Origin of the sequence: Variovorax boronicumulans, from assembly GCF_019352895.1 — a bacterium.
Taxonomy (GTDB): domain Bacteria; phylum Pseudomonadota; class Gammaproteobacteria; order Burkholderiales; family Burkholderiaceae_C; genus Variovorax; species Variovorax boronicumulans_A.
Window position 1 is genome coordinate 809,874 of record NZ_JAAAFX010000004.1, and the last position, 22,756, is coordinate 832,629.

Here is a 22,756-nt window from a genome sequence, read left to right on the forward strand (position 1 = left end):
ATTCAGTTCTTGAGGAAGGGTTTGGCGGGATTACCAACCACCGTGGTACCGGACGGCACATCGCGGGTGACTACAGCTCCCATGCCGACGACTGCACCTCGCCCGATAACCAGCGGTTGGCCCGGCTTGCCCTGCTTGATGACGGCTCCCGTGCCGATATAGGCATGGTCTTCGATCACAACGTTGCCGTTGCATTTCACACCTGGTGCGAAAGTGACGAAATCACCAATCACGCAATCGTGCGCGACATAGCTGTAGATATTGGCTTGAAAGTAACGACCGATGCGGATGCTGGAAGTGAGCATCGAAAAGGAACTGAGCACAGCCCCTTCTCCAAGCACTACGTCATCGAGCGCCACGACATTGCTCGCACTGACCGTCCACGGCCTTACGTTGTCCCCAGCACACCGGGCAGCCAGTTTTTCGCGCACCGCACTGTTGGCGATTGCGAGCACAGCATGTCGAACGCTGGCCTCAGTCTCCATGAATTCCGCATAGCTCAATACTCGATGGCCATTCAGCTCCCGCGCCTCCGGCTGGTCGTCAACAAATACTAATCGTTCACTTCCTATGCCTTGGCGTTGCAGTTGCTCGCGCGCCAAGGGCATTACTTCGCGCCCATAGCCACTACTACCATAGACGGCAAAAAAAGGAGCAGTCATTATTTTCCTTCATTTCTAGAACCCAAAAAACGGGACATCGTCGCTTCGCCCGGAGCGCTGATGCCATCTCTCAGGAATACTTTGCAAAACGTAAGTCCAAGAATCTTGATATCCATCAACATCGATCGATTATCGACATACCAAATATCAAGCTCAAATTTTCTTTCCCAACTCAGCGCATTACGCCCATTGACCTGAGCCCATCCTGTTATACCAGGCCGCACCTCATGGCGCCTCGCCTGCGCTGCAGAATAAAGAGGCAAGTATTCAACCAGTAACGGCCTAGGACCCACAAGACTCATGTCTCCTCTTAATACATTCCATAGGCCCGGCAGTTCATCAAGGCTCGTACGGCGAAGAAACGATCCGAATCGAGTAAGACGTTCCGCATCCTCCAGCGGACGCCCTTCTCGATCGTGCGCAATCCTCATCGATCGGAACTTATATAACTTAAAAATCCCCCCCCTTAGCCCCGGGCGATCTTGAGAAAAGAATATCGGACGCCCAATTGAAAAGAGGGCCGCCCCCATCAAAATTGCAAACAAGGGCGAGAAAAGAATCAGACCACCCAAAGAAGCAAATACATCAATTGCTCTTTTAAGCATTTGACCGCCCGATTATTTCTAAATAGAATTCAAGCACCTTCTCCCCTGTCTTTTTCACATCGAGCGATTCCAAAACCAGCGCTCTCCCGGCGTTGGCCCGTTTTCTCGCCTCAACAGGATCAGAAAGTACCTCTTGGATCTTAATGGCCATCTCCTCAGGATCTCCCGGCTCCACAAGCCATCCAGTGAGCCCGTCCACAACTATATCGGGAAAACCACCCACATTAGTCGCAAGGGTAGGAACAGCCATTAACAGCGACTCTCCAGCCCCTCCCAAATTCTCGGAATGAGAGGGGTGAACAACCAAATCGAACCCCCCGTAGATTCGAGCGACATCATTTCTAGAGCCCAAGAAGATTCCTTTTGCCCCAAGCTCTTTTGATGAATACCGAACAACCTCCTCGAAGTACTGCCTCGAGTCCCCCCACGCCCCTCCCACAAACACACAAACCGTATTGGGTCGATGCTTCAGAACCAATGCAACGGCATCAATAAGATCCTCGTGGCCTTTAATTCCTCTTCGCTGACCAAGCCACCGCTTCGGCGGATAAACATAAGCAACCATGCCAATAATGGCCACATCAGGCCCCAGACCCAACTCGTTTCTCAACGATTCGTTGACGTCCGCGGAAAAAAGAGAAACATCAGTCCCATAAAATATAGTGCGAATTCGTGCAGAAGCCACCCCAGCCTCAAGATAATATCTACTAGTCCTAGCACAGGTCGCTATCCAATAGTCAGAGGAATTCGCACTAAGAATCTCCACCGATCTAGTTAGCTTATTCTCAAGATGCAAAGGCCCTGGAACCTGAAATACGCGAGGAATTTTGCAAAAAATCATGGCCATCCTCATAAATAAGGTTGTGCCAACAAAATGCGAATGAATGATGTCTGGTTTTATTTCAGACACAAGTTTTCGAAGCTTTATCAGTTCCGCAAGAACGCGCAACAGGTTCCCCGTCATGAAATTAAAATTCACAACGTGCACTATGGCTCCCGCCGATGAATACTTTGACGCCAGCCCTGTGTTAGAGGGAAGAACCACGTGCACCGAACACCCCAGTGAAATTAGCACTTCAATTTCTTTTAAAGCCCAAGTAGCACCGATCGTCGTCTTTATTAGATGCAAGGCTTTCATTCCCCCCCCTCCTTCTCCAGCCCGCAAAGCTTATGATAAAACTCATCTCGACGGCGCGTAAGATATGACGATTCGTATTCAGAAGCAACTCTCAAATTTCGCTGAGACATGTCACGCTGGATGGAGAAATTCTCCCGAACGTACTTTATCTTTTGCGCAAGTTGCGTTTCATTTTCACTCTCGAATAAAAATTCGATCGGCAATAATTCAGGTATTCCTCCGACATCGCTTCCAATTGCAGGGAGACCTCGCGCCATAGCTTCGATTAGTACGCGAGGCAACCCTTCAGTTCTAGAAGGCATAACGAATAAGTTAGCCCGATCCATCCGATCCATCAATTCCGACCTAGTGATTACGCCCAGAAACTTAACCCGCTCTTGCGGAATCTTTGAGGCCAATTCCTCCAACCCTCCTCTGTGCGCTCCGTCACCTGCAATCTGCAATTCAACTCGAACACCTTCGAGTTCAAGCAAGAGAACCGCGCGAATTAAAACATCAAATCCCTTATACCGCTGCGCCATTGATCCGGCCGCAAGGATGATAAATGGCCGCCCCGCACCCACGAAATCAATAGACCGATCCAAACGAATCATTTCCGGCGCAAGCTGAATACTCGAATAGTGAGTCGCAAATGCATTAGGGCCAAATGGGTATTTTTCTTGAAGAAAGTTTTTCGTCACATACGCAACTGCCTTTGCATGGATGCATGCATGATGCGTCAATGTAGTAAACACCCGCTTGTAAAATCGGGCGAACACCCCACCAACGCCAGCCGCTCCAAATACAGCGGCAGGATCACCTACAAGTTCAACTCCAAAACTCTTTCTTCGCATCTTCAATTGCAGGTAGGCAATACTCCCGAGCGTACCTGGCAATCTCAAAAGGTGCACTCCACCCTCTTTCACGGCGCGCCCAATAGAATAGAAGACCGCAGGCATAACTTTTAAAAAGTTTATCGGCCCCTCGTAATAAGGAACTGCGTGAAACTTAATTTTTGGATTCGAGATTGCATTCACAACATCCGAAGATTTTTCTACCCTTCGGGCTCTCGCCACAATAAGAATTGATTCGTAGACCGACAAATACCTATCCCAAAACCCATCACCATAAACAGTAGAGCCGCCGTACGCCCCGTCAGAAGAGAAAGTAAATCTCTCCTCCAGATATACAATCAATAATTTAGATCGCATCGCCAGTCAACTCATTATTTACAGAAATACGCCGAAGCACGAGCCAATACCCGATCACTTGAACTCCACCGGTCAGAAGTACAACCCCCCCAGCGCCGAGAACAGAAAATCTAATCACAAGAGGTGCGGCTGCAACTGCAGCGACGGCCGTCGCAAAAACATTAACTTTAGCTAGAGCGCCATAATTTCCTAGCGCCGTAACCGCATACGAAAGAATTTGCGCCACTAAAAATGGCGCTGACATGAGCAAAATTATCGGAAAAATCGGCGCCTGAGCACTTATTGACGAGCCAAAAGCAAACTGAAGAATCGGCATTCCAGCAAAATAACCTACAAGAACCGCAAAAATCGACAGCGCCGCGACAAATCCCACGCAAACAATTAAAGTGAAATTGAATTCAGAGCGATTCCCTTTCACAAAAGCCGCAGCGAGCCCTGGCAGTGCAGCTTGTCCTACAGTGATTGCAATAAGATTCAGAAATATAGAAAAAGAGAACATTGAAGCATATAACCCTACTGCTTCACTGCCTTGAAAATATCCCAAGGCATAGTTTGGAATATTAAAAAGCATTGCTCCGATTACCGCAGAAAAAACGAGCGGCACGCCTGTCAACAGCAGTCCTTTGAATCGATGAAGCTCTGACATGCTTAACGGGCGCAGGACATTCCTCAACTCAATTCTTGCGACGTAGATATCATGTAGAAGCAGCACCGCAGCCCACGATGCGATTATGGAGAAGAATATTGCTTCAATTTTTTCGTAATTAAAAGCCGCCACCGCGTACACCAAAAAAACTGCTGATGTCGCGCGCAAGAGGAGTGACAACCCATGGAATTGGGGCCGCCCGCTTCTGTACATTGCGCCGTAGCAAATATCAGATATTGATTCAATAAATTTCGCAAAATACACAAAAGCGATCACTTCGACAGCGCCAAAATCCCACCCCATCACCCATACCAATATCCAGAAAAAAGCACTAGCCACAAAAAAAATGCACAGGCGCAGTCGGAGCAGTTCCTCAACATTCAACAACTCTCTTGCATCGCGAGCAAGCATCGATCTTAGGCCGTAGTAGGTGATGGAATAAAATGGTGCCAATATCGCTAGTGCCAAAGAGTATTCGCCCAGCGCCTTGACGCCGTGAACTCTCGCGAGATATGAAATTAAAAGCCATTGAGCGCCGGCGAAAAAAATATTTCCCGCAAGCAATAAGCCGGCCCCAAGCAAAGCGATTCGACTCTTGCTGATTCGGGCCCTCCATTCGTTAAGACGCATTGGATAACAGTCTCGACTTCCCGCTAACAACAAAAACCACCGCTGGAATTAGCCACGTCTTGACTAACAGAAAAAGAATGTTATCGAAATCGTAGAACAGAAAAAAAATAGGGGCCAGAACAAAAAGAGGATAAAAAAGCAAAAACTCATTTTCCTTAGCTTGAACGGCTGCTGTCAGAGTTCTTCGATGAACGTATCCAAAAAATAGAAAAACAAAGGGCAACAGAAGCAGCCCAAAGTTCAGAATTGATTCCGCAATGACCCCGTATATGCGAGACGAAGGCTCAGCGTCTTGAATCGACACTTGATATTGCGCACTCGCACCTAGAACTGTTTTGCTGGAAAAATCTTCACTGCGTAGTGACTGAGGCAAGAGCAGCTGAATCCCATAAAGATATGTTTCAGGGAAAAGTGGGGCCCTATACCCGCCTGTCGTTGCGCGGTCTAGCACTAGCGCGGCCACGTCAGCGCGCCCGAAATCGTGGAGCAAAATTCGCGCTGGAGCCGAAACTTTTTCAACATACTCTGAGCGCTCCCCGTTTGAAGCGTAATCAGAGAAGGCATCGACGCCACCATACTTATAGACACTAAAAATGCTATTAAACGAAATGGCCGCAACAGCCAAAATCAGCAACTTACCAATTCGGATTCGTTGTATTGCAGCGTCGTACAGAAGAACAAACGAAAGTACTTGAAAGATAACGGAAACTCGACTCCCTCTCATACCTGAAAAGATAATTGACAAGACAGCAACTATCAAAAATATTACCCAAAACCCCCTAGGGCTCAGATTTCTATTTTTCTTCTTATTAGCCGAAATATAAATCCAACCTACTAGCATTGGAATGCACTCGACTAACATATAAAAGTAGATGGGGAGCGGTCCCTCTCCTTCTGATCCTGCACCCAGTAGCATGGAGCTTGGGGCAACTATCCACATGAGCAAGTAAACAAGGGCGCCCAAAGTGGCAACGAAAATGCAAATTCGCTGCAACCGTCCCCAATTCAATACGGAGCGAGGCCTTAAATTGAAATTACCTCTGCCGAACTTGAAGCCGATAATTGCAAACAGAAGGCCGATCGCATTCATCATATTGAATTTCGTCAGCGCCGCGTTCCAGTCCGAGATAGACACGTCAACAAAGGTGTCCAAAAATATATGCAACAGCGGCGCTAGAAAGAAGAAAAATATGAGGTAGTACCCTTGCAACGAGGCAGCTCTTCGATCTATTCCATTTCCATTTCGGACGCAGAAAATATACAGGCCCAGAGAAATCGCCACAGCAAAAGAACTAAGAAAAAACTCCATCAGATTTTAAATTTATTACTCATGGGGAAGGTTGCTCACAGGATAAAATATTTAATTAAATCGGCGAGCAAGTCTCAAGAAACTTCCGATCCACAACAACCGCTTTGAATTTCCCGCGAGCATTGCGAGGAATCCGCTCAACCCTAAGAAAGTCCACCTTTATCGGCATGCCCAGGCGCCTAGACAATTCGGACTTAATTTTCCCCTCCAATTCCAATAATTTCGCTTCATCGACGATTGAAGGGACATAAAGGAAATCAAAATCTTCCCAATTTTTTTGAACAAGCTGACTTTCCAGAAGTCCCTTGACGTCTTTTGTGGCATGAAAATTCAGATAACCGACCTTTCTACCATCTCTTGAGACTACTAAATCCTCGCTCCGCCCATCAATTTCATCAATCTGATATGTATTGAGCCCACATGCACATTTTTTTGGCGAAGATATTTTCACTACATCTTCAAGGCTGTATCTAAAAACAGGAAAACTCGGTCGTTTAATCGGCGTCACAACAGCAACTCCACGACCATCTCTGTGCAAGCCTTCAGAATTCTGCACCTCGATGACCCCCCTTGCGGGATGAATATGCATCACACCGTTAGCGCATTCGAATGCAAAATGACAGCCTTCTTGAGACCCGTACAAGTTGTGCACTGGGGCCCCAAATGATTGCCCAATCAGAGTTCTCCAATTTTGCTGCAATATTTCAGAAGTTGAAATAATCATCTTTACGTCACTTGCAACATAGTTCACAGCCGCCAACATTTGTGCAACGGTGTGCAGTGAGGATGCGTAGCCATAGATAATCTCCGGCTTGAATTTTTGCAATGCAGCTATGTACTTGCCAACATTTGCCGGGGTTAAATGGTATATCGAGATATAGATGTTGTTGTTGATCCAATCCCTTGTGAAAAATCGCTCCTCATCATGGCTATCATTCACATAAAAGCCGGACAAAATCAAACAATTTCTCACGCCCCACTTTTGAGTTACTTTTTCTATTTGCCGACATAAGAGCGCTTCCCCATAAAATCGCTCTTTTATTGAAGAGAATATTGTCAGGGGGCTGCCGCTTGACCCACTTGTCGTATGTGAAGTTTTTCCTTTTTTCCAATTTTTTGGGAAAAAGCTTCCGTCTTTATTCTTTAACGTCGCCTTATTAATAACAGGCAAGCATTTCAAGAAATCTGACAAGCTAGTAGACAATGCCGCTTTGGAATACCCTTGTCCATCGTAGAATAAGATGCTTTTTTTTGCCTGCAGAAGCTCTTTTTTCGCATTGCTTAGAAGATAGTCTTCGGCTTGATCTGCAGTTAATTTTTCAGCCGAGATAATGGATCTGCGATATAGTCGCGCCCCGAAGGTCTGTACGATTGAATAGGCAGACCGGCCCAATGACGATCGCTTGAAACTCATGGCTTTTCGCCTTCCAGCGATTTTGCGGCACTCACGTACCAACCCATCATATCTTTCAGCCCCACTTGCAACTCATGGGTAGGCCAATAATTCAGCAGGGTTGCTGCTTTTGATATGTCGGCCAATGAGTGGCGCACGTCTCCTCCTCGAAATTCTTTCATCAAGGGTGACTTTTTATAGTTCACCTTGTGTGTCACAAGAACTTCACTAATCATAGAAAATAGATCAAGGAGCGTTGTCTGCTTTCCGACGGCGACGTTGTAAATTTTATTTTTTGCCCTTTTTTCATCCGACAGCGCCGCCAAAATGTTTGCCTGCACCACATTCTCTATATAGCAAAAGTCTCTACTGGTAGAGCCGTCACCATTTACACTAATGGGTTCATCTTTGATAATCGCATAAACCCATTTTGGTATCACTGCAGCGTAAGCGCCCATTGGGTCTTGTCGTCGACCGAATACATTGAAATAGCGCAGCCCAATTGACTCAAATCCGTAAGATAGAGCAAAGACTTCCGCGTAGACTTCATTTACGTATTTTGTAACTGCGTACGGGCTCAGTGGCTTGCCGATCACATCTTCGACCTTCGGCAAATCAGGGTGATCTCCGTAAGTACTACTGCTCGCCGCATATGTGAAACTTTTTACACCAGCGTTGCGTGAAGCCACTAGCATGTTCAGAAATCCGCCGATGTTGACTCCGTTGGTGGCAATTGGATCTGCGAGGCTTCGCGGAACGCTTCCAAGTGCGGCTTCGTGAAGAACATACTCGACAGGACAATGCTCACTATTTCCCGTACCGGAAGGAGCGTTATGACATGGAAAAATCATGGCCCGCTGACAATCGTCGAGATTGCGAATATCCCCCTCGATAAAATGGAAGTTTCTCCATTGCTCGGGCGCTACAAGGGTTTGAACCTCCGCGAGGTTGCGACGGTGACCAGTGGCGAAGTTGTCAAGACCGACTACGCGTTGGTTAAGTTTGAGCAAGTTTTCCAGTAAGTTGCTGCCGATAAAGCCGGCCACGCCAGTGACTAACCAAGTGTGGGTCTCTTTTATCAGGCGAGCGCGCAGGTTCTCGTATGCCGTCGGGCCTGGCTTTAGGTTGTTCATGCTGAGGCAGCCTCGCTCAAAGCCGGCCGTCTGCGGCGCCTAGTGGCAGCAGACTTTTCACGTCGAACAGGACGGCATTAGGTTGACCCAGCGCCTTGATGCCAGCTTCACCCATAGTCACGAATTGGTGATGACCGACGGCCAGCACGATGGCGGCATATTGACCCGGAGCGGGCATCTCGGTCAGGCACTCAAGACCGTATTCATGTTCGGCCTCGGCCACATCGATCCACGGATCGAATACGTCGACCTGCGTGTTGTAGCACTTCAAAGTGCGCACGATGTCCACGACTTTGGTGTTGCGCACGTCAGGGCAATTTTCTTTGAAGGTCAAACCCAGCACCAGTACCTTGCTGCCCAGCACCGGCACGTTCTTGCGCAACATCAGCTTGATGACTTCATCTGCGACATGGCTGGCCATGTTGTCATTGATTCGGCGGCCAGCCAGTATTACCTCGGGGTGATAGCCAACTTCCACGGCCTTGTGGGTAAGGTAATAAGGGTCCACGCCAATACAATGCCCGCCGACTAGACCCGGGCGAAATGGCAGGAAATTCCATTTAGTGCCCGCTGCCTGCAATACTTCTAAGGTGTCAATTCCTAATCGATGAAAGATCAAGCTAAGTTCATTCATCAACGCAATGTTGACGTCCCGCTGCGTGTTCTCGATCACTTTGGCGGCTTCGGCGACCTTGATGCTGCTAGCCTTGTAAGTACCTGCCGTGATGATTTGACGGTACAACTGGTCCACGATTTCGGCTACCTCCGGCGTACTGCCGCTGGTCACCTTCTTGATGCTGGGCAGTCGATGTTCCTTGTCGCCTGGGTTAATTCGCTCTGGGCTGTAACCACAGAAGAAGTCGACGTTGAATTTTTTACCGCTGAATTTCTCCAATACAGGCACACAAACCTCTTCGGTCGCGCCGGGGTACACTGTGGACTCAAAAATTACAATGGCCCCATCGCGCAGGACCTTGCCGACAGTCTCGCTGGCCTTGATCAGGGGGGTTAGATCCGGCCTGTTGGCGATGTCGACAGGGGTCGGCACCGTCACGATGAATACGGAGCAGTCCGACAAGTCTTGGGCCTTGGAGGTGAATGCCAGCTTTGCTGCCTCCTTCAGTTCCTCGGGCGATGTTTCCAAGGTATGGTCATGACCGCTTTGCAATTCGGCAATGCGTTTTTCATTGATGTCGAATCCAATGACGGTACGCTTCTTTCCAAATTCGACGGCGAGCGGCAATCCAACGTAACCCAATCCGATGACTGCGATAGGTGCGTTCAATTCTAATGAATACATGAAATCTTAATGAAAGAGGAATAACTACTGCCGTGCGGCGCTCCGCACGCGGGGCATGTTGTCTTCAAAATAGGCCAACCCAGAACGGTCAAAGTTGAAGGTCCGGTCGAGCATGGAAACGTTGGCACCCACACCTTGATTCGTGCTCAGCACATTGGAACCTTCACGTATGACGGTTTCAATGCCATACGACCACCTCGGATTCCCAGTCACCTGCACCGGGTAGGTCGGCGACATGTCTTTGCGTGGTGTGAGCGGAATCGACAGCTCGATGCCCGCCGACGTACGTGACGCGGCAGCCCACTCGAACTTGGTGCGCCGCACATACAGCGTGATGGCGACGTCGTCGAACCATTGCTTGATGCCAAAACGCACGCCGCGGTCGTTGTAGAGGAACTGCCCTGCCGTCACCTCTGCGTAGGTACGCGTGGGGGTGTAGGCATAGCGATAGCTCGCGAGCGCCGTGCGCGAATGCACCGGCAGGTTGGCGTCGTAGAACTGGATGCGTTCGAAACGACCCGCTTCGGCATGCAAGCGATGACGGCCTTCGCCCGGCTCCCAGCGGACTTCGCCATAGGTGCCACGGTAGTTGGCATCGATGCGGCCAGCGGCCACATGGCCCGTCAGCGCATTGGCGCCCCACAGCGCGGCCGTCTCGGCGTTGTCCTTGCCGAACAGGTGCTCTATCGGCAGGCGGAACATCTGGTGAACCATGTAGCGGTCGGTCTGGCTCACGAAGCGGCTGTTGCCGAAGGCCTGGCCCTTCTTGAAGTCGTCGGAGTCGTGAATCGGCGTGTTGCCGGCCACCTCGGCCCAGGCACCCGACCACAGCGGCTGCTGCAGCATGGCGCGCATCGCCAGCGAATGATCGAACACGCCATATTCGGTGGCCACGGTGCTGCGCAGCACCGGTTGCAGGATGATGCGCGGCGTGGCCCAGCTGGGCGAGCGCCCGTCGACGACCCAGCTGGCGTCGGCCAGCAGTGCGTTGATCGCGGTGGTGCCGGGGGTGTAGAGCTGGCCCGCGGTGCAGCGCGCCGGACCGAGTGCGATCCATTGCGCCAAGCAGTCGGCCTGGCCAGTCACGCCCACGATGTCGAGCTGGCGTTGCATCAGCACCAGGCGGTAGCCAGCGCGTTGTGCCGCCAGGTTGCGTGCGATCACGCCCAGCGCCACGCCCAGGCCGTCGGCCGTGTTGACGTTGTAGCTGGCGTTGTTCACGCGCACGGCCACGGCGCCGTCGGGCGCGCGGCCCACGCGGATGTCCTCGAAGCCCTTGGCGCGCAGCGCCTCGCCGAGCGCGACGAGTTGAGCGTCGGTCACGGGCGCGGGCGGCGGGGGCGCCGATGCGGCGACGCTGGCCGCCACCATGGCGCGGGTCTCTTCCGAGGCGGTGGGTGCCACGCTGAGCAGTGCCGAGGCCGGCGGGCGCGGGCCCACGTTGGGCGGCGACAGGTCGGGCTGCAAGGGCACGTCGGATACGCGCAGGCCATCTTGCGAAAAGGCCTTGCGTTCGGCCGACGGCGCTGGCTGCCCAGACGCAGACGCAGACGCAGACGGGAACACGGTGGCCGTGGTCGTCGTGGTGGTGATGGTCGACACGGCGGCGGGGCGGCTCTCGGGCACCTTGTACAGGGGCACGTTGAGGCCGATGCTCACCCAGCTGCGGGCGGTGCGCTCGTCGCCCCGCAAGCGCACGTTGGCGCCCACGTGGGCCGACCAGCCGGCCGGCAGCCATTCGGAGGGCGCGTAGACGCGCGCGCCGGCCCAGGCCTGGCTGTCGACGTATTCGATGTGGGTCTGCAGCCAGGGCAAGGGCCGGTAGGCCGCGCTGGCGAAGGGGCCATCGAGCGGCGTGCTGACGTTGCGCGCGGTGCCGCGGCGCGCATAGCCCACGGTCAGGTCGAGCGGGTCGACGGGCGTGTACGTGAGCACGCCGTACAGCGAGCGGAAATTGCCGGTCTCGCCGCCAACGTCGGTGCCACCGGCAGCGATCTTCCAGCGGCCGTCACGATCGATCTGGGCACCGGCCTTGAAATTGAAGGAGAGGTCGCGAATGCCGCAGTTGCTGGTGTAGCAGTTCGTGTTGAACTTGTTGCTGGCAATCCGGCCGGAGATCTCGAGATTGGGGAGCAGGCCGAAGCCCGCCACCAGGTTGTGGCCACTGGTGCCGTAGCGTGCCCCGATGGGGCCGCCTACCACTTCGTTGTCGTAGCCCAGCGACGCACTTCCCCAGGGCAACAGCTGTGCCGTGGGGGTGACCGACAAACCGGTCGCACCGCTCGCGTTGAGCGACGGTGCGATCTGTGCATGTGCTGAGGGCACCGCCGCCGCGCCCGCCAGACCGAGCAGCGCGAGGGCGGCGGCTAGGACTGGCGATTGCGGGAACGGTGCGCGATCAGCCTCCCGTGCCACCGGTGCCGCCGGTGCCGCCCGTGCCGCCAGTGCCACCGGTGCCGCCCGAGCCCGGGGTCGGCAGCAGGTCGCCGGCAGCCTTGGCGATCGCCAGGATGGCGGCCTTCAGGCTGCCGTCAGCGTTCTGCAGCACCGATGCGGTGTTGTCGAGCACCTTGTCCAGCGGCGAGCCGATGGCGAAGGAGGTGGAGTCGAAGTTGCCGGCGGCGGCGATGATGGCATCGGCTTGCGCGCTGGTCAGGCCGGAGCCGACGAGTTGGTCCTTGACCACCTTGAGCACCGAAGCGCGGTAGGCAGCCACCGTGGTCGACGAGCTCACGTTCGCGGCGAAGGTGCTGTCCGAGCGGATCTTGGCGATGAACTGGTCCAGCGTCAGGCCGGCGCTGCCGCTGGCAGAAGCAGCGAGCACGGTCTCGACCAGCAGGTCGGTCAGGGGCGTGAAGTTCGAGATGTTGCCGCCAAACAGGATGCCACGGTACGTGAGCGTGCTGGTCTTGGCAGTGCCGATGCAGGGATAGGTCAAAGCAACTCGGCTGCTGACAAACGCGCCGTTGGCATCGGACGTGCTCGTGACACGGGCGCCGTTGGCGCAGGTCATGTCGACGGTCGCATTGGCCAGCGCGGCGCCGCGAGCGGTCGTGCCGCTGACGGAGATTTCCGAGCCTGTACCGCTGCCGCCGCCACCACCGCCGCCGCCACAGGCGGCCAGGCCGAGAAGGGCTACGGCCGAAACCAGGAACTTGGCGCGTGCCGATTGCGTGAAGTTTGTCATCGAGTTTTTCCGCTCTGTGAAGACTGGGGAACCCGGTGCGCGAAGCGTGCCGGGCGCAATTGAAAACAGCACGAATTCATCGGTCGATCAAGTCGAAACGGAGAAATTCGGCGGGGGAAGCACCAATAACTTGTCACTTTGACGATTGTTAACGGTTGCGAAGCGAGTGTATCAGCCCCAAATCGGGACGCATCCCCCATTTATGCCATTCCGCAAGACGGTGAAACCCCGGGCCTCAAAAAGTAAATCGAAAGCAATAAAAAAGGCCATTGAGTCACCCGAAGATGACTCAATGGCCTTCGCCAACTCGAAAATTGAATGCTATTTAATTAGCGGCTGGGCTTGAATGCACGCTTGGCTGCGTCGCGCGGAACAAACACTTTGCCGCCGCCGCCTGCGCCGCGGGGTGCAAAGTTCTCGCCACGCGGAGCGAAACCTTCATTGCGGGGGGCAAAGCCCTCGCCACGGGGTGCAAAACCTTCGCCACGCGACGGGCCACCGGCACCGCGCGGAGCGCTGTCGCCCCAGCCCGGCTTGCGGCCGTAGCCTGCACCGCCGCCGCCTTCTTCACGGCCGCCGCCGAAACCGGCGTTGTGGCCATGGTGAGGACGGGCACCCGGTGCCGCGCCGCGCGGGCCGCGGTCGTTGAAGCTGCTGGCGCCGGCATAGCTGCGCTCGTTGCCGCCGCGGTCATTGCCACCGCCGAAGCCGCCACCACCGCCGCCGAAGTTGCCACGGGGGCCTGCACCGCCGCCGCCGAACTTGCGCTCACCGCCACGCGAATGGCTGTTGTTGTCGCGGCCACGGCCACCGAAGTCGCCTTGCGGACGCGATTGCGGCATGCGTTGCTGGGGTTCGAGGCCGGGGATGGTCTCGGCCTTGAACTGCTGGTGGCTGTAATGCTCGATGTCCATGATCTTGCGGCGATCGCGGAACTCGGCAAAGGTCACGGCGATGCCGTCGCGGCCGGCACGGCCGGTACGACCGATGCGGTGGGTGTAATCCTCGGCCTTCATCGGCAGGCCGAAGTTGAAGACGTGGGTGATGGTCGGCACGTCGATGCCGCGGGCGGCAACGTCGGTGGCCACCAGGATCTGCACCTGGCCTTGGCGCAGCGCCATCAGGCGGCGGTTGCGCAGGCCCTGGCTCAGGGCACCGTGCAGTGCAACGGCGCTGAAGCCGTCTTGCTGCAGGTCGTTGGCGAGGCCGTCGCACTCGACTTGGGTGCTGGCGAACACGATGGCCTGGTTGATCGTGGTGTCACGCAGCCAGTGGTCGAGCATCTTGCGCTTGTGCTGGACGTTGTCGGCCCAGAACAGCACTTGCTTGATGTTCGCGTGCTTTTCCTGCGGCGAGTCGATCTGGATCTTCTGCGGCTGGCGCATCACGCGGGTGGCGAGCTGCTGGATGCGCGGCGCGAAGGTGGCGCTGAACATCATGGTCTGCTTGCGGCCGACGGTGAGCTGGTTGACTTCAGCCAGATCGTCCGAGAAGCCCAGGTCGAGCATGCGGTCGGCTTCGTCGACGACCAGGAATTGCACCTGGTCGAGCTTGATCTGCATCGAGCGTTGCAGGTCGAGCAGGCGGCCGGGCGTGGCGACCACGAGGTTGGCGTTCTGCAGCTTGGCGATCTGCAGCTGGTAAGGCATGCCGCCCACCACGCTGGCCACGCGCAGGCCGCGGCAATGCTTGACCAGGTCGATGGCGTCGTGTGCAACCTGCTGCGCGAGTTCGCGCGTCGGGCACAGGATCAGGGCGCCGGGGGTGGCGGCCTTGAAGTTGCGGGTGTTGGTCGGGTCCTTGCGCTTGGCCTTCTTGGGGGGCGCTTCGCCGCGGGCGGCGGCTTCGTCGGCCAGGCGCTTGAATTCGGCCTTGGCGACGGCTTCGGCTTCGGCTTCCTGCTTGAGCAGCGTGTGCAGCACGGGCAGCAGGAAGGCGGCGGTCTTGCCGCTGCCGGTCTGGCTCGAGACCATCAGGTCGATGAAGCGGGCGTTGCCCTCTTCCGAACTGGTCAGTGCCAGAGGAATGACCTTGTCCTGCACGGCGGTCGGCTGGTCGAAGCCGAGGTCGGCCACGGCAGCAACGAGCTCGGCAGCCAGGCCGAGGCGCACGAAACCGTTGGGCAGCTTGGGGGCTTCTTCGACGGCCGGCTCGGCGTCGTCGATGACTGCAGCAGCTGCGACGGTATCGGCCGCTTCAGCGGTTTCGGCCACGTCGTGCAGCACTTGCAGGTCAGCGGTATTGGATTCAATGACAACCGCGAAGTCGTCAGAAGATTGCACAGGCGCGGAATCGCCCTGCGCTTGGATGTAAGCGTCGGTCATGTAGATAGCTCATACGCGAGCGCTGCCGTAGGCGGCGCCCCGTCGGGTGGTTAAAAACATCAACCATCCAACGACATTCAGCAAGAGCCATGACCACCCGTTTGCCGGAGGTCTGCCTTGGCTGCGGCCCGTTCATCGGGCGCGGTGTGCAAGATAGGGAGATGCGAGAAACGCTGCACTGTGCAGCGAAGCCCGCAATTATGACACATCCTGGGGTTTTTACCTAATCCCCAGGGGGAAACTAGTCTTCCAGCCGCAGGAAGGTGGTGCGGTAGTGCGCCAGCTCCTCGATGGACTCGTGCACGTCGGCCAGCGCGGTGTGGGCCTGCTGCTTCTTGAAGCTGGTGTAGGCCGCGGGCTTCCAGCGCTTGGCCAGCTCCTTGAGGGTGCTGACGTCGAGGTTGCGGTAGTGGAAGTAGGCCTCGAGCTTGGGCATGTACTTCACCAGGAAGCGGCGGTCCTGGCCGATGGTGTTGCCGCACATGGGCGAACCCTGCCTGGGGATGTAGCGCGAGATGAACTCGATCAGCTGCTTCTCGGCGGCGGCTTCGTCGAGGGTCGAGGCCTTGACCTTGTCGATCAGGCCGCTGCGGCCGTGGGTGCCCTTGTTCCAGGCGTCCATGGCGTCGAGCACGGCATCGCTCTGGTGGATGACCAGCACCGGGCCTTCGATGCGCGGCGTGAGGTCGGGGCCGGTGATGACCACGGCGATCTCCAGCAGGTGTTCTTTCTCGGGGTCGAGGCCGCTCATTTCGCAGTCGAGCCAGACCAGGTTCTGGTCGCTCTTCTTCAGCGTGGGGACGGGTGCGGCGGGGGTCGGAGCGGTGGATTCGGACATCGGCGGATTGTCGTCGATGGTGTACGGGCACCGCATGGCGTCACGACCCCGGGGCTAAACTCGGCGACCCATGTCCTACGCACTCGGCTTCACCTGCGCCTTCGCCGCCGCACTCCTCGCCGGCCTCGCCGTGAAGTTCTGGCTCGCCACGCGCCAGATCCGCCATGTGGCGCGCCACCGCGACGCGGTCCCGGCCGTCTTCGCCCAGACCATGACGCTGTCGGGCCACCAGAAGGCCGCCGACTACACCATCGCCAAGGTCCGTTTCGGCCTGCTCGAGATGGCCTGGGGCGCGGCGCTGCTGCTGGCCTGGACGCTGCTGGGCGGGCTGGACCTGCTCAACAAGGTGCTGCTGGCCTGGATGGGCGGCGGCATGGCGCAGCAACTGGCGCTGCTTGCGGCCTTTGCGCTGATCGGCGGGCTGCTCGACCTGCCCTTCACGCTGTGGCAGACCTTCCGGCTCGAGGAGCGCTTCGGCTTCAACAAGATGACCTTCAAGCTCTGGCTGGGCGACGCGGTCAAGGGCACGCTGCTGGGCGCGGTCATCGGCCTGCCGATCGCGGCGCTGATCCTCTGGCTGATGGGCGCGGCCGGCACGCTCTGGTGGTTCTGGGCCTGGGCCGCATGGATGGGCTTCAACCTGCTGCTGATGCTGGTGTACCCGAGCTTCATCGCACCGCTGTTCAACAAGTTCAAGCCGCTCGACGACGCCGGCCTCAAGGCCCGCGTGACCGCGCTGATGCAGCGCTGCGGCTTCGCGGCCAAGGGCCTGTTCGTGATGGACGGCAGCCGCCGCAGCGCGCATGCCAACGCCTACTTCACCGGCTTCGGCGCCAGCAAGCGCGTGGTGTTCTACGACACGCTGCTGCGCCAGCTCAACGCCGGCGAGGTCGAGGCGGTGCTGGCCCACGAGCTGGGCCACTTCAAGCATCGCCACATCGTCAAGCGCATGGTGGCGATGTTCGCGCTGAGCCTGGCCGGCTTCGCGCTGCTGGGCTGGGTGTCGGGCCAGTCGTGGTTCTATGCGGGCCTGGGCGTGCAGCCCAACATGGCCGCGCCCAACAACGCGCTGGCACTGCTGCTGTTCATGCTGGCGGTGCCGGTGTTCAGCTTCTTCGTCGCGCCGCTGTCGGCCCGGATGTCGCGCAAGCACGAGTTCGAGGCCGACGCCTATGCGGTGGCCCAGACCAGCGGTGCCGACCTGGCCGCCGCCCTGCTCAAGCTCTACCAGGACAACGCGTCGACGCTCACGCCCGACCCGGTGTTCGTCAAGTTCTACTACTCGCATCCGCCGGCCTCGGAGCGCCTGGCGCGCATGGGCGCGGCCTGATGACCCCTTCTGGAGATTTCGCACCATGACCAGCATGCTCAACATCAAGGACTGGAAGAACACGCCACCGCGGCGTGCCCAGAGCGCCACCGAGATCGTCAGCGCCCTCGCCCGCCTCGAGGGCTGGAAGCTCACAGGCGACGGCGCGGCCGTGGCGATCGAGAAGACCTACACCTTCACGAACTACTTCGAGACCATCGCCTTCGTGAATGCGCTGGCCCTGGTGGCGCACCGCTTCGACCACCACCCGGACCTCTCGGTGCACTACAACCGCTGCGTGGTGCGCTTCAACACGCACGACGTGGCCGGCATCTCGGCCACCGACTTCGAGTGCGCGGCCCAGGCCGACGCCCTGCTGGCGGCGGCATGAGCGTTCACCGTGGCTAAGCCACGCAGCGCCACGGCCGCTCCCAACGCCGCCCTGCACGACGGCCTGGTGATCGCGAGCCACGGCCGCCATTGCCTGGTCGAGACGCCCGACGGCGAACGCCGCATCTGCCATCCGCGCGGCAAGAAGAGCCAGGCGGTGGTCGGCGACCGCGTGAAGTGGCAGGCCAGCGAGGACGAGGGCACCATCGAGAAGGTGGTCGAGCGCAAGAACCTGTTCTACCGGCAGGACGAGATCCGCACCAAGTCCTTCGCGGCCAACCTCGACCAGGTGCTGATCCTGATCGCGGCCGAGCCGGAGTTCTCCGAGCACCAGCTGGCGCGTGCGCTGATCGCGGCCGAGGCCGAGCGCATCACGCCGATCATCGCGCTCAACAAGCGCGACCTGGCCGTGCCCTTCGAGCGCGCCTGGGCCCGGCTCGCGCCCTACCGCCGCATGTACCCCGGCGTGCTGTCGCTGGCGCTCACGGCCACGGGCGCCGAAGACCGCGCACTGCTGATGCAGCAGCTGGCCGGCAAGAGCACGCTGGTGCTCGGGCCCTCGGGCGCGGGCAAGAGCACGCTGATCAACCTGCTGGTGCCCAGCGCCTCGGCGCTGACCAACGAGATCTCCTACGCGCTCAACTCGGGCAAGCACACCACCACCAGCACCACCTGGTACTGGGTCGACGCCGAGCGCAGCACCGGGCTGATCGATTCGCCGGGCTTCCAGGAATTCGGGCTCAACCACATCGAGCCCATGCAGCTCGCCAAGCTGATGCCCGACATCGCCGCGCATGCGAACAACTGCAAGTTCTACAACTGCTCGCACCTGCACGAACCCGGCTGCGGCGTGATCGCGCAAGTCGATTCGCCCACGCACCCGGGCGAGATCCACGCCACGCGCTATCGGATCTACGGCGAGCTCTTTGCCGAGCTGAGCCAGACGCGCTACTGACCACCCACCCTCGGCCATGAAGGTCCTGCTGTACTCCCATGCCTTCCACCCCTCGGTGGGCGGCGTCGAAACCGTGTCGATGGCGCTGGCACAGGGCTTCCTGGCCACCGGCGGCATCGAGTGCCGGGTCGTCACGCAAAGCGAGGCCGGCAGCGCGCCCCCCACGGACTATGGTTTCGAGGTGATCCGCCGCCCCCAGCGCGCGCAACAACGCGAACTCGTGCGCTGGGCCGACGTGGTGCTGTTCAACGGCGCGAGCCTGGCATTGCAGCCCTGGGTGCTGCTGGCACGCAAGCCCTTCGTCTGGGTGCACGTGGGCTACCAGGTGGCGTGCATCGACGGCCTGGGCTGGGTCGACAACGCGAGTGCACCCATCACGCCGCTCGCCTCGGTGCGCTTCCACGCGCGCCGCAGCGGCTGGGCCACGGCGCTGCGCGAGGGGCTCAAGCTGTGGCTGCGGCGCGGTGTCGCCCAGTTTGCGGTCGACCGCCACGTGGCGATCACGCAGTGGATGCAGCAGGCGTTGCCGCTGCCGCGCCAGGTGCAGATCTACAACCCCTTCCCGATCGCGCAGTTTGCCGGCGCAGACCTGCCGAATCCCGCGTTCGACTTCTTCTACATGGGACGCCTGGTCCAGGAGAAGGGCGTCGACGTGCTGGTGCGGGCCTTTGCCGAATTGCTCAAGCGCCACGGCCCCGGCCCGCGCCTGCTGCTGATCGGCGACGGCGCGGCGCGGCCGGTGATCGAGCAGATGGTGGCCGAACTCGGCCTTGCGGATGCGGTGGTGTTCGCCGGCCGGCAATCGGGCGCCGCGCTGGTCGAAGCCGTCGGCCACGGCGCCATCGGCATCATTCCCTCGGCCTGGTACGAGCCCATGGGCGGCGTGGCGATCGAACTCATGGCCGCGGGCAAATGCCTGATCGTGTCGGCGCAGGGTGGCCTGGCCGAATGCGTGGGCGATGCGGGCCTGAGCTTTCCCAACGGCGACCACGCGGCGCTGGCAGAGCGCATGCAGCAACTGCTCGACGACCCGGTACGCCGCGCCGCGCTGTCGTCGGCCGCGCGCACGCGCGCGCAGCAGTTCCTGCCGGGGCGCTTCGTGGCGCAGTATGTGGGGCTGCTGCAGGACGTGGTGGCGCGGCGATAACAGCCCGGCGATAGCGCCCTGGCGCGGGTGGGCTTGACCTTGATGTCCGAGACAGATTGAGAGCGAAAGTGCGCGCCGTGTCGTAAAAGCACAGCCATGCACCCCCTCCTCAACTGCCTTCTTGTCATTCCAATCCTTCTCGCGACGTCGGCCCTGGCGCAGCCATCGAACCCGGTCGATGAAGCCGGATGCAAGAGCGAAGAGGCGTCGCTCATCCAGGAGATGGACATAGCCCAGGCCAGAGGGCGCATGCTGCAACGCCGGCAGCTCGCCGAGCAGTTGGCAGCGGTCCAGCTGCGCTGCGGAACGCATCCTCCGGTGCAAAGCCGTGAGGCCGGCATCGCGCGGCTACAAAAGGAAATTGCAGACCTGCGCAAGGAGCTCGATCGCGCAGAGACGGACCTGCGCAAGTTGAGGCAGGGGCTTTGAGGGCGGCGGCCCCTAGGCGAGGATCGCCGCCAGCGCGTCGACCAGCTGCCCGCATTGCGCCCGCGTGCCGATGCTGATGCGCAGGTAGGCCGCGATGCGCGGCTGGGAGAAGTGGCGCACCAGCACCGCCCGTTCGCGCAAGGCCGCGGCCAGCGCGGCGGCGTCATGCGACGGATGCCGCGCGAACACGAAGTTGGCCTGCGAGGGCAGCACCTCGAAGCCGAAGTCTTCGAGCTGCAGCACCAGCCCTTCGCGCGTGTCGATGACGGCGTCGCGCGTCTGCTGGAACCATGCGTCGTCCTGCATCGCGGCGATCGCGCCGGCCTGCGCGAGGCGGTCGAGCGGGTAGGAGTTGAAGCTGTTCTTCACACGAGTCAGCGCGTCGATCAGCGAGGCCTGGCCGCAGGCGAAGCCCACGCGCAGGCCGGCCAGCGAACGCGACTTGGACAGGGTCTGCACCACCAGCAGGTTCGGATGGCGGTCGACCAGCGCCAGCGCGCTCTCGCCGCCGAAATCGACATAGGCCTCATCAACCAGCACCACCCGCGACGGGCAGGCCGCGAGCAGGCGCTCGATGTCGGCCAGCGGCAATCCGCAGCCGGTGGGCGCGTTCGGGTTGGCGATCACCAGGCCGGCACAGCCCTGGGCCGCGCGCGCCGCCAGCGCATCGACGTCGATGCGCAGCGCGGCGTCGACCGGCTGCAGCACGCAGTCGATGCCGTAGAGCTGCGCATAGACGCGGTAGAAGCTGTAGGTGACGTCGGGGAACAGCAGCGGCTCGGCCTGCTGGAAGAAGGCGAAGAAGGCGTGTGCCAGCACTTCGTCGGAGCCGTTGCCGACGAACAGCTGGTCGGCCTGCAGCCCGTGGCGCGCCGCGATGGCTTCACGCAGCGCCTGCGATTCGGGATCGGGGTAGCGCTCGAGCCCGTGGGCCGCCGCGGCCTGGATCGCGTCGAGCACGGCGGGCGACGGCGGGTACGGGTTCTCGTTGGTGTTGAGCTTGACCAGCCCGTCGATGCGCGGCTGCTCGCCGGGCACGTAGGGCTGGAGCGCACCGATGCGCGGGCTCCAGAAGGAAGGGATGGCGGTCATGCGGACGGGCGCCTCAACCGAGCAGGCGCGCGAGCGTGAGCAGCGCCAGCAGCACCATCCACATCACGACCGAGCGCCACACCAGGCCCACCACGCTGCGCAGGTGCGCCAGGTCGGGCTCGCGGCCGCCGGTGCTGCCGCTGTCGTGTTCGGGGTCGGCCCAGTGGGTGTCGCCGGCCTGCGCATGCGTGAGCGCATCGCCGCCGTCCAGCGGCCGCAACGTGCCGCCGCCGAGGCGCACGTTCACGGCCCCCGAGGTGGCGGCCAGGATCACGCCGTCGTTGGGGTCGGGAAAGCGCTTGGCGTCGTTGCGCCAGGAGTCGATCGCATCCTCGAAGCTGCCCACCACGGCGAAGCCGAGCGCGGTGATGCGCGCGGGCAGCCAGTCGGTCAGCGCCCAGGCACGGCGCGCGGCCTGTTGCACCGAGAGGCTGGAGGGCTGCACCGTGGCACCGTCCTTGTGGGTCCAGTAGCGCGCGACGAATTCGCTCATGCGGTAGAACACCGCGCCGGCGGGACCCAGCCCCAGGGCCGCGAGCACCGAGAACCAGGCCAGCACGCCGAACACATGGCGGTGCGCGGCGATGACCGAATGCTCGATCACATGGCGCACGATCTCGCTGCGCGGCAGGTCGGCCGCATCGGCGTGCTGCCAGTGCGCGAGCAGCGAGCGCGCGAGCGGCTGGTCGCCCTCTTCGAGCGCGTCGCGGATGCCGGTGAAGTGATGGCTGAACTGGCGAAAGCCCAGCGTGATGTAGAGCATCGCGACGCTCCACAGCACCGCGAAAGGCAGGCCCAGCGTGAGCACCAGCAGCCAGTGGACGCCCAGCGTCAGCAGCGTGGGCACGAAGACCGCCAGACCCCAGGCGACCCAGCCGTGGTGCGACTTGCCGGCATCGAAATTGCGGCTGGTCCAGCGCGTCCAGGCGAGCACCGCGGCATACACCGGGTTGTGGACGGTGAGCGGCCGCACCTGCTCGATCAACAAGGCGCACAGGATGGCAAAGAAGCTCATCGGCCGATGATAGCGAGTCGCTTTCGCGCATCGCGCTGGCAGCGGAGAATCGCGGCCCCATTCT

General features: G+C 59.0%; 20 protein-coding genes. 5 read left to right on the forward strand and 15 right to left on the reverse strand.

Translation table 11 applies throughout. The features are described from left to right. Positions 1–2 precede the first annotated feature (2 nt). From K0H49_RS05325 to orn, 13 genes are all read right to left on the reverse strand, one after another. Complete coding sequence (locus tag K0H49_RS05325) at positions 3–662, reverse strand: acetyltransferase (RefSeq protein ID WP_219210065.1); 660 nt, start codon at positions 660–662, stop codon at positions 3–5. Then, positions 662–1,267 carry a sugar transferase gene (locus K0H49_RS05330; RefSeq protein WP_219210066.1) on the reverse strand — a complete coding sequence of 202 codons (606 nt, stop codon included), beginning with the start codon at positions 1,265–1,267 and terminating at the stop codon, positions 662–664. The genes K0H49_RS05325 and K0H49_RS05330 overlap by 1 nt, the downstream gene beginning before the upstream one ends. Then, the gene (locus K0H49_RS05335; RefSeq protein ID WP_219210067.1) at positions 1,260–2,405 is read right to left on the reverse strand and encodes a glycosyltransferase; all 1,146 of its coding nucleotides are present in this window, start codon (positions 2,403–2,405) and stop codon (positions 1,260–1,262) included. The genes K0H49_RS05330 and K0H49_RS05335 overlap by 8 nt, the downstream gene beginning before the upstream one ends. Continuing rightward, positions 2,402–3,595: a glycosyltransferase family 4 protein gene (locus tag K0H49_RS05340; RefSeq protein ID WP_219210068.1), complete on the reverse strand. Its 1,194-nt coding sequence runs from the start codon at positions 3,593–3,595 to the stop codon at positions 2,402–2,404. Before K0H49_RS05340 ends, K0H49_RS05335 begins: the two co-directional genes overlap by 4 nt. After that, positions 3,585–4,871: an oligosaccharide flippase family protein gene (locus K0H49_RS05345; protein ID WP_219210069.1), complete on the reverse strand. Its 1,287-nt coding sequence runs from the start codon at positions 4,869–4,871 to the stop codon at positions 3,585–3,587. Before K0H49_RS05345 ends, K0H49_RS05340 begins: the two co-directional genes overlap by 11 nt. After that, on the reverse strand, positions 4,861–6,180 hold the full coding sequence (locus tag K0H49_RS05350) for a hypothetical protein (RefSeq protein WP_219210070.1): 1,320 nt from the start codon (positions 6,178–6,180) through the stop codon (positions 4,861–4,863). The genes K0H49_RS05345 and K0H49_RS05350 overlap by 11 nt, the downstream gene beginning before the upstream one ends. 55 nt (positions 6,181–6,235) lie before the next feature. Further along, positions 6,236–7,594: a hypothetical protein gene (locus K0H49_RS05355; protein WP_219210071.1), complete on the reverse strand. Its 1,359-nt coding sequence runs from the start codon at positions 7,592–7,594 to the stop codon at positions 6,236–6,238. Then, positions 7,591–8,706 carry an NAD-dependent epimerase/dehydratase family protein gene (locus tag K0H49_RS05360; protein WP_219210072.1) on the reverse strand — a complete coding sequence of 372 codons (1,116 nt, stop codon included), beginning with the start codon at positions 8,704–8,706 and terminating at the stop codon, positions 7,591–7,593. The genes K0H49_RS05355 and K0H49_RS05360 overlap by 4 nt, the downstream gene beginning before the upstream one ends. Positions 8,707–8,722: 16 nt before the next feature. Beyond that, positions 8,723–10,006 (reverse strand): Vi polysaccharide biosynthesis UDP-N-acetylglucosamine C-6 dehydrogenase TviB, encoded by a 1,284-nt coding sequence (gene tviB, locus K0H49_RS05365; protein WP_219210073.1) that lies wholly within the window; start codon positions 10,004–10,006, stop codon positions 8,723–8,725. A 24-nt stretch (positions 10,007–10,030) separates the two neighbouring features. Next, positions 10,031–12,331 carry a YjbH domain-containing protein gene (locus K0H49_RS05370; RefSeq protein WP_219210074.1) on the reverse strand — a complete coding sequence of 767 codons (2,301 nt, stop codon included), beginning with the start codon at positions 12,329–12,331 and terminating at the stop codon, positions 10,031–10,033. A 73-nt stretch (positions 12,332–12,404) separates the two neighbouring features. Then, positions 12,405–13,193, reverse strand: coding sequence for a hypothetical protein (locus K0H49_RS05375; RefSeq protein ID WP_219210075.1), 789 nt, complete (start codon positions 13,191–13,193; stop codon positions 12,405–12,407). A gap of 329 nt (positions 13,194–13,522) precedes the next feature. Further along, entirely contained in the window at positions 13,523–15,517 is a 1,995-nt protein-coding gene (locus K0H49_RS05380) for a DEAD/DEAH box helicase (RefSeq protein ID WP_219210076.1), read from the reverse strand. Positions 15,518–15,758: 241 nt separating this feature from the next. Then, on the reverse strand, positions 15,759–16,355 hold the full coding sequence (gene orn, locus K0H49_RS05385; RefSeq protein ID WP_219210077.1) for an oligoribonuclease: 597 nt from the start codon (positions 16,353–16,355) through the stop codon (positions 15,759–15,761). Positions 16,356–16,425: 70 nt separating this feature from the next. Here orn and K0H49_RS05390 point away from each other — a divergent pair, with 70 nt between their 5' ends. The 5 genes from K0H49_RS05390 (at position 16,426) to K0H49_RS05410 (ending at position 20,585) form a co-directional block, all read left to right on the forward strand. After that, positions 16,426–17,685, forward strand: coding sequence for a M48 family metallopeptidase (locus tag K0H49_RS05390; RefSeq protein ID WP_219210078.1), 1,260 nt, complete (start codon positions 16,426–16,428; stop codon positions 17,683–17,685). Positions 17,686–17,710: 25 nt separating this feature from the next. Continuing rightward, positions 17,711–18,055 (forward strand): 4a-hydroxytetrahydrobiopterin dehydratase, encoded by a 345-nt coding sequence (locus K0H49_RS05395; RefSeq protein ID WP_219210079.1) that lies wholly within the window; start codon positions 17,711–17,713, stop codon positions 18,053–18,055. Between the two features lie 9 nt (positions 18,056–18,064). After that, positions 18,065–19,009, forward strand: coding sequence for a ribosome small subunit-dependent GTPase A (gene rsgA / locus K0H49_RS05400; RefSeq protein WP_219210080.1), 945 nt, complete (start codon positions 18,065–18,067; stop codon positions 19,007–19,009). A gap of 16 nt (positions 19,010–19,025) precedes the next feature. Then, a complete protein-coding gene (locus tag K0H49_RS05405) occupies positions 19,026–20,156 on the forward strand; it encodes a glycosyltransferase family 4 protein (RefSeq protein WP_219210081.1) in 1,131 nt (376 codons plus the stop codon). Between the two features lie 96 nt (positions 20,157–20,252). Beyond that, the gene (locus tag K0H49_RS05410; RefSeq protein WP_219210082.1) at positions 20,253–20,585 is read left to right on the forward strand and encodes a DUF1090 family protein; all 333 of its coding nucleotides are present in this window, start codon (positions 20,253–20,255) and stop codon (positions 20,583–20,585) included. Between the two features lie 12 nt (positions 20,586–20,597). Here K0H49_RS05410 and hisC read toward each other — a convergent pair whose 3' ends face one another. Both hisC and K0H49_RS05420 read right to left on the reverse strand, forming a co-directional pair. Beyond that, a complete protein-coding gene (hisC, locus tag K0H49_RS05415) occupies positions 20,598–21,677 on the reverse strand; it encodes a histidinol-phosphate transaminase (RefSeq protein ID WP_219210083.1) in 1,080 nt (359 codons plus the stop codon). A gap of 13 nt (positions 21,678–21,690) precedes the next feature. Further along, entirely contained in the window at positions 21,691–22,692 is a 1,002-nt protein-coding gene (locus K0H49_RS05420) for a CobD/CbiB family protein (protein ID WP_219210084.1), read from the reverse strand. Between the last annotated feature and the right edge of the window lie 64 nt (positions 22,693–22,756).

What these genes read in the sequence shown, in the direction of transcription:
- K0H49_RS05325 (WP_219210065.1), bottom strand. Translation starts at nt 662, where the DNA reads ATGACTGCTCCTTTTTTTGCCGTCTATGGTAGTAGTGGCTATGGGCGC.
- K0H49_RS05330 (WP_219210066.1), bottom strand. Translation starts at nt 1,267, where the DNA reads ATGCTTAAAAGAGCAATTGATGTATTTGCTTCTTTGGGTGGTCTGATT.
- K0H49_RS05335 (WP_219210067.1), bottom strand. Translation starts at nt 2,405, where the DNA reads ATGAAAGCCTTGCATCTAATAAAGACGACGATCGGTGCTACTTGGGCT.
- K0H49_RS05340 (WP_219210068.1), bottom strand. Translation starts at nt 3,595, where the DNA reads ATGCGATCTAAATTATTGATTGTATATCTGGAGGAGAGATTTACTTTC.
- K0H49_RS05345 (WP_219210069.1), bottom strand. Translation starts at nt 4,871, where the DNA reads ATGCGTCTTAACGAATGGAGGGCCCGAATCAGCAAGAGTCGAATCGCT.
- K0H49_RS05350 (WP_219210070.1), bottom strand. Translation starts at nt 6,180, where the DNA reads ATGGAGTTTTTTCTTAGTTCTTTTGCTGTGGCGATTTCTCTGGGCCTG.
- K0H49_RS05355 (WP_219210071.1), bottom strand. Translation starts at nt 7,594, where the DNA reads ATGAGTTTCAAGCGATCGTCATTGGGCCGGTCTGCCTATTCAATCGTA.
- K0H49_RS05360 (WP_219210072.1), bottom strand. Translation starts at nt 8,706, where the DNA reads ATGAACAACCTAAAGCCAGGCCCGACGGCATACGAGAACCTGCGCGCT.
- tviB (WP_219210073.1), bottom strand. Translation starts at nt 10,006, where the DNA reads ATGTATTCATTAGAATTGAACGCACCTATCGCAGTCATCGGATTGGGT.
- K0H49_RS05375 (WP_219210075.1), bottom strand. Translation starts at nt 13,193, where the DNA reads ATGACAAACTTCACGCAATCGGCACGCGCCAAGTTCCTGGTTTCGGCC.
- K0H49_RS05380 (WP_219210076.1), bottom strand. Translation starts at nt 15,517, where the DNA reads ATGACCGACGCTTACATCCAAGCGCAGGGCGATTCCGCGCCTGTGCAA.
- orn (WP_219210077.1), bottom strand. Translation starts at nt 16,355, where the DNA reads ATGTCCGAATCCACCGCTCCGACCCCCGCCGCACCCGTCCCCACGCTG.
- K0H49_RS05390 (WP_219210078.1), top strand. Translation starts at nt 16,426, where the DNA reads ATGTCCTACGCACTCGGCTTCACCTGCGCCTTCGCCGCCGCACTCCTC.
- K0H49_RS05395 (WP_219210079.1), top strand. Translation starts at nt 17,711, where the DNA reads ATGACCAGCATGCTCAACATCAAGGACTGGAAGAACACGCCACCGCGG.
- K0H49_RS05405 (WP_219210081.1), top strand. Translation starts at nt 19,026, where the DNA reads ATGAAGGTCCTGCTGTACTCCCATGCCTTCCACCCCTCGGTGGGCGGC.
- K0H49_RS05410 (WP_219210082.1), top strand. Translation starts at nt 20,253, where the DNA reads ATGCACCCCCTCCTCAACTGCCTTCTTGTCATTCCAATCCTTCTCGCG.
- hisC (WP_219210083.1), bottom strand. Translation starts at nt 21,677, where the DNA reads ATGACCGCCATCCCTTCCTTCTGGAGCCCGCGCATCGGTGCGCTCCAG.
- K0H49_RS05420 (WP_219210084.1), bottom strand. Translation starts at nt 22,692, where the DNA reads ATGAGCTTCTTTGCCATCCTGTGCGCCTTGTTGATCGAGCAGGTGCGG.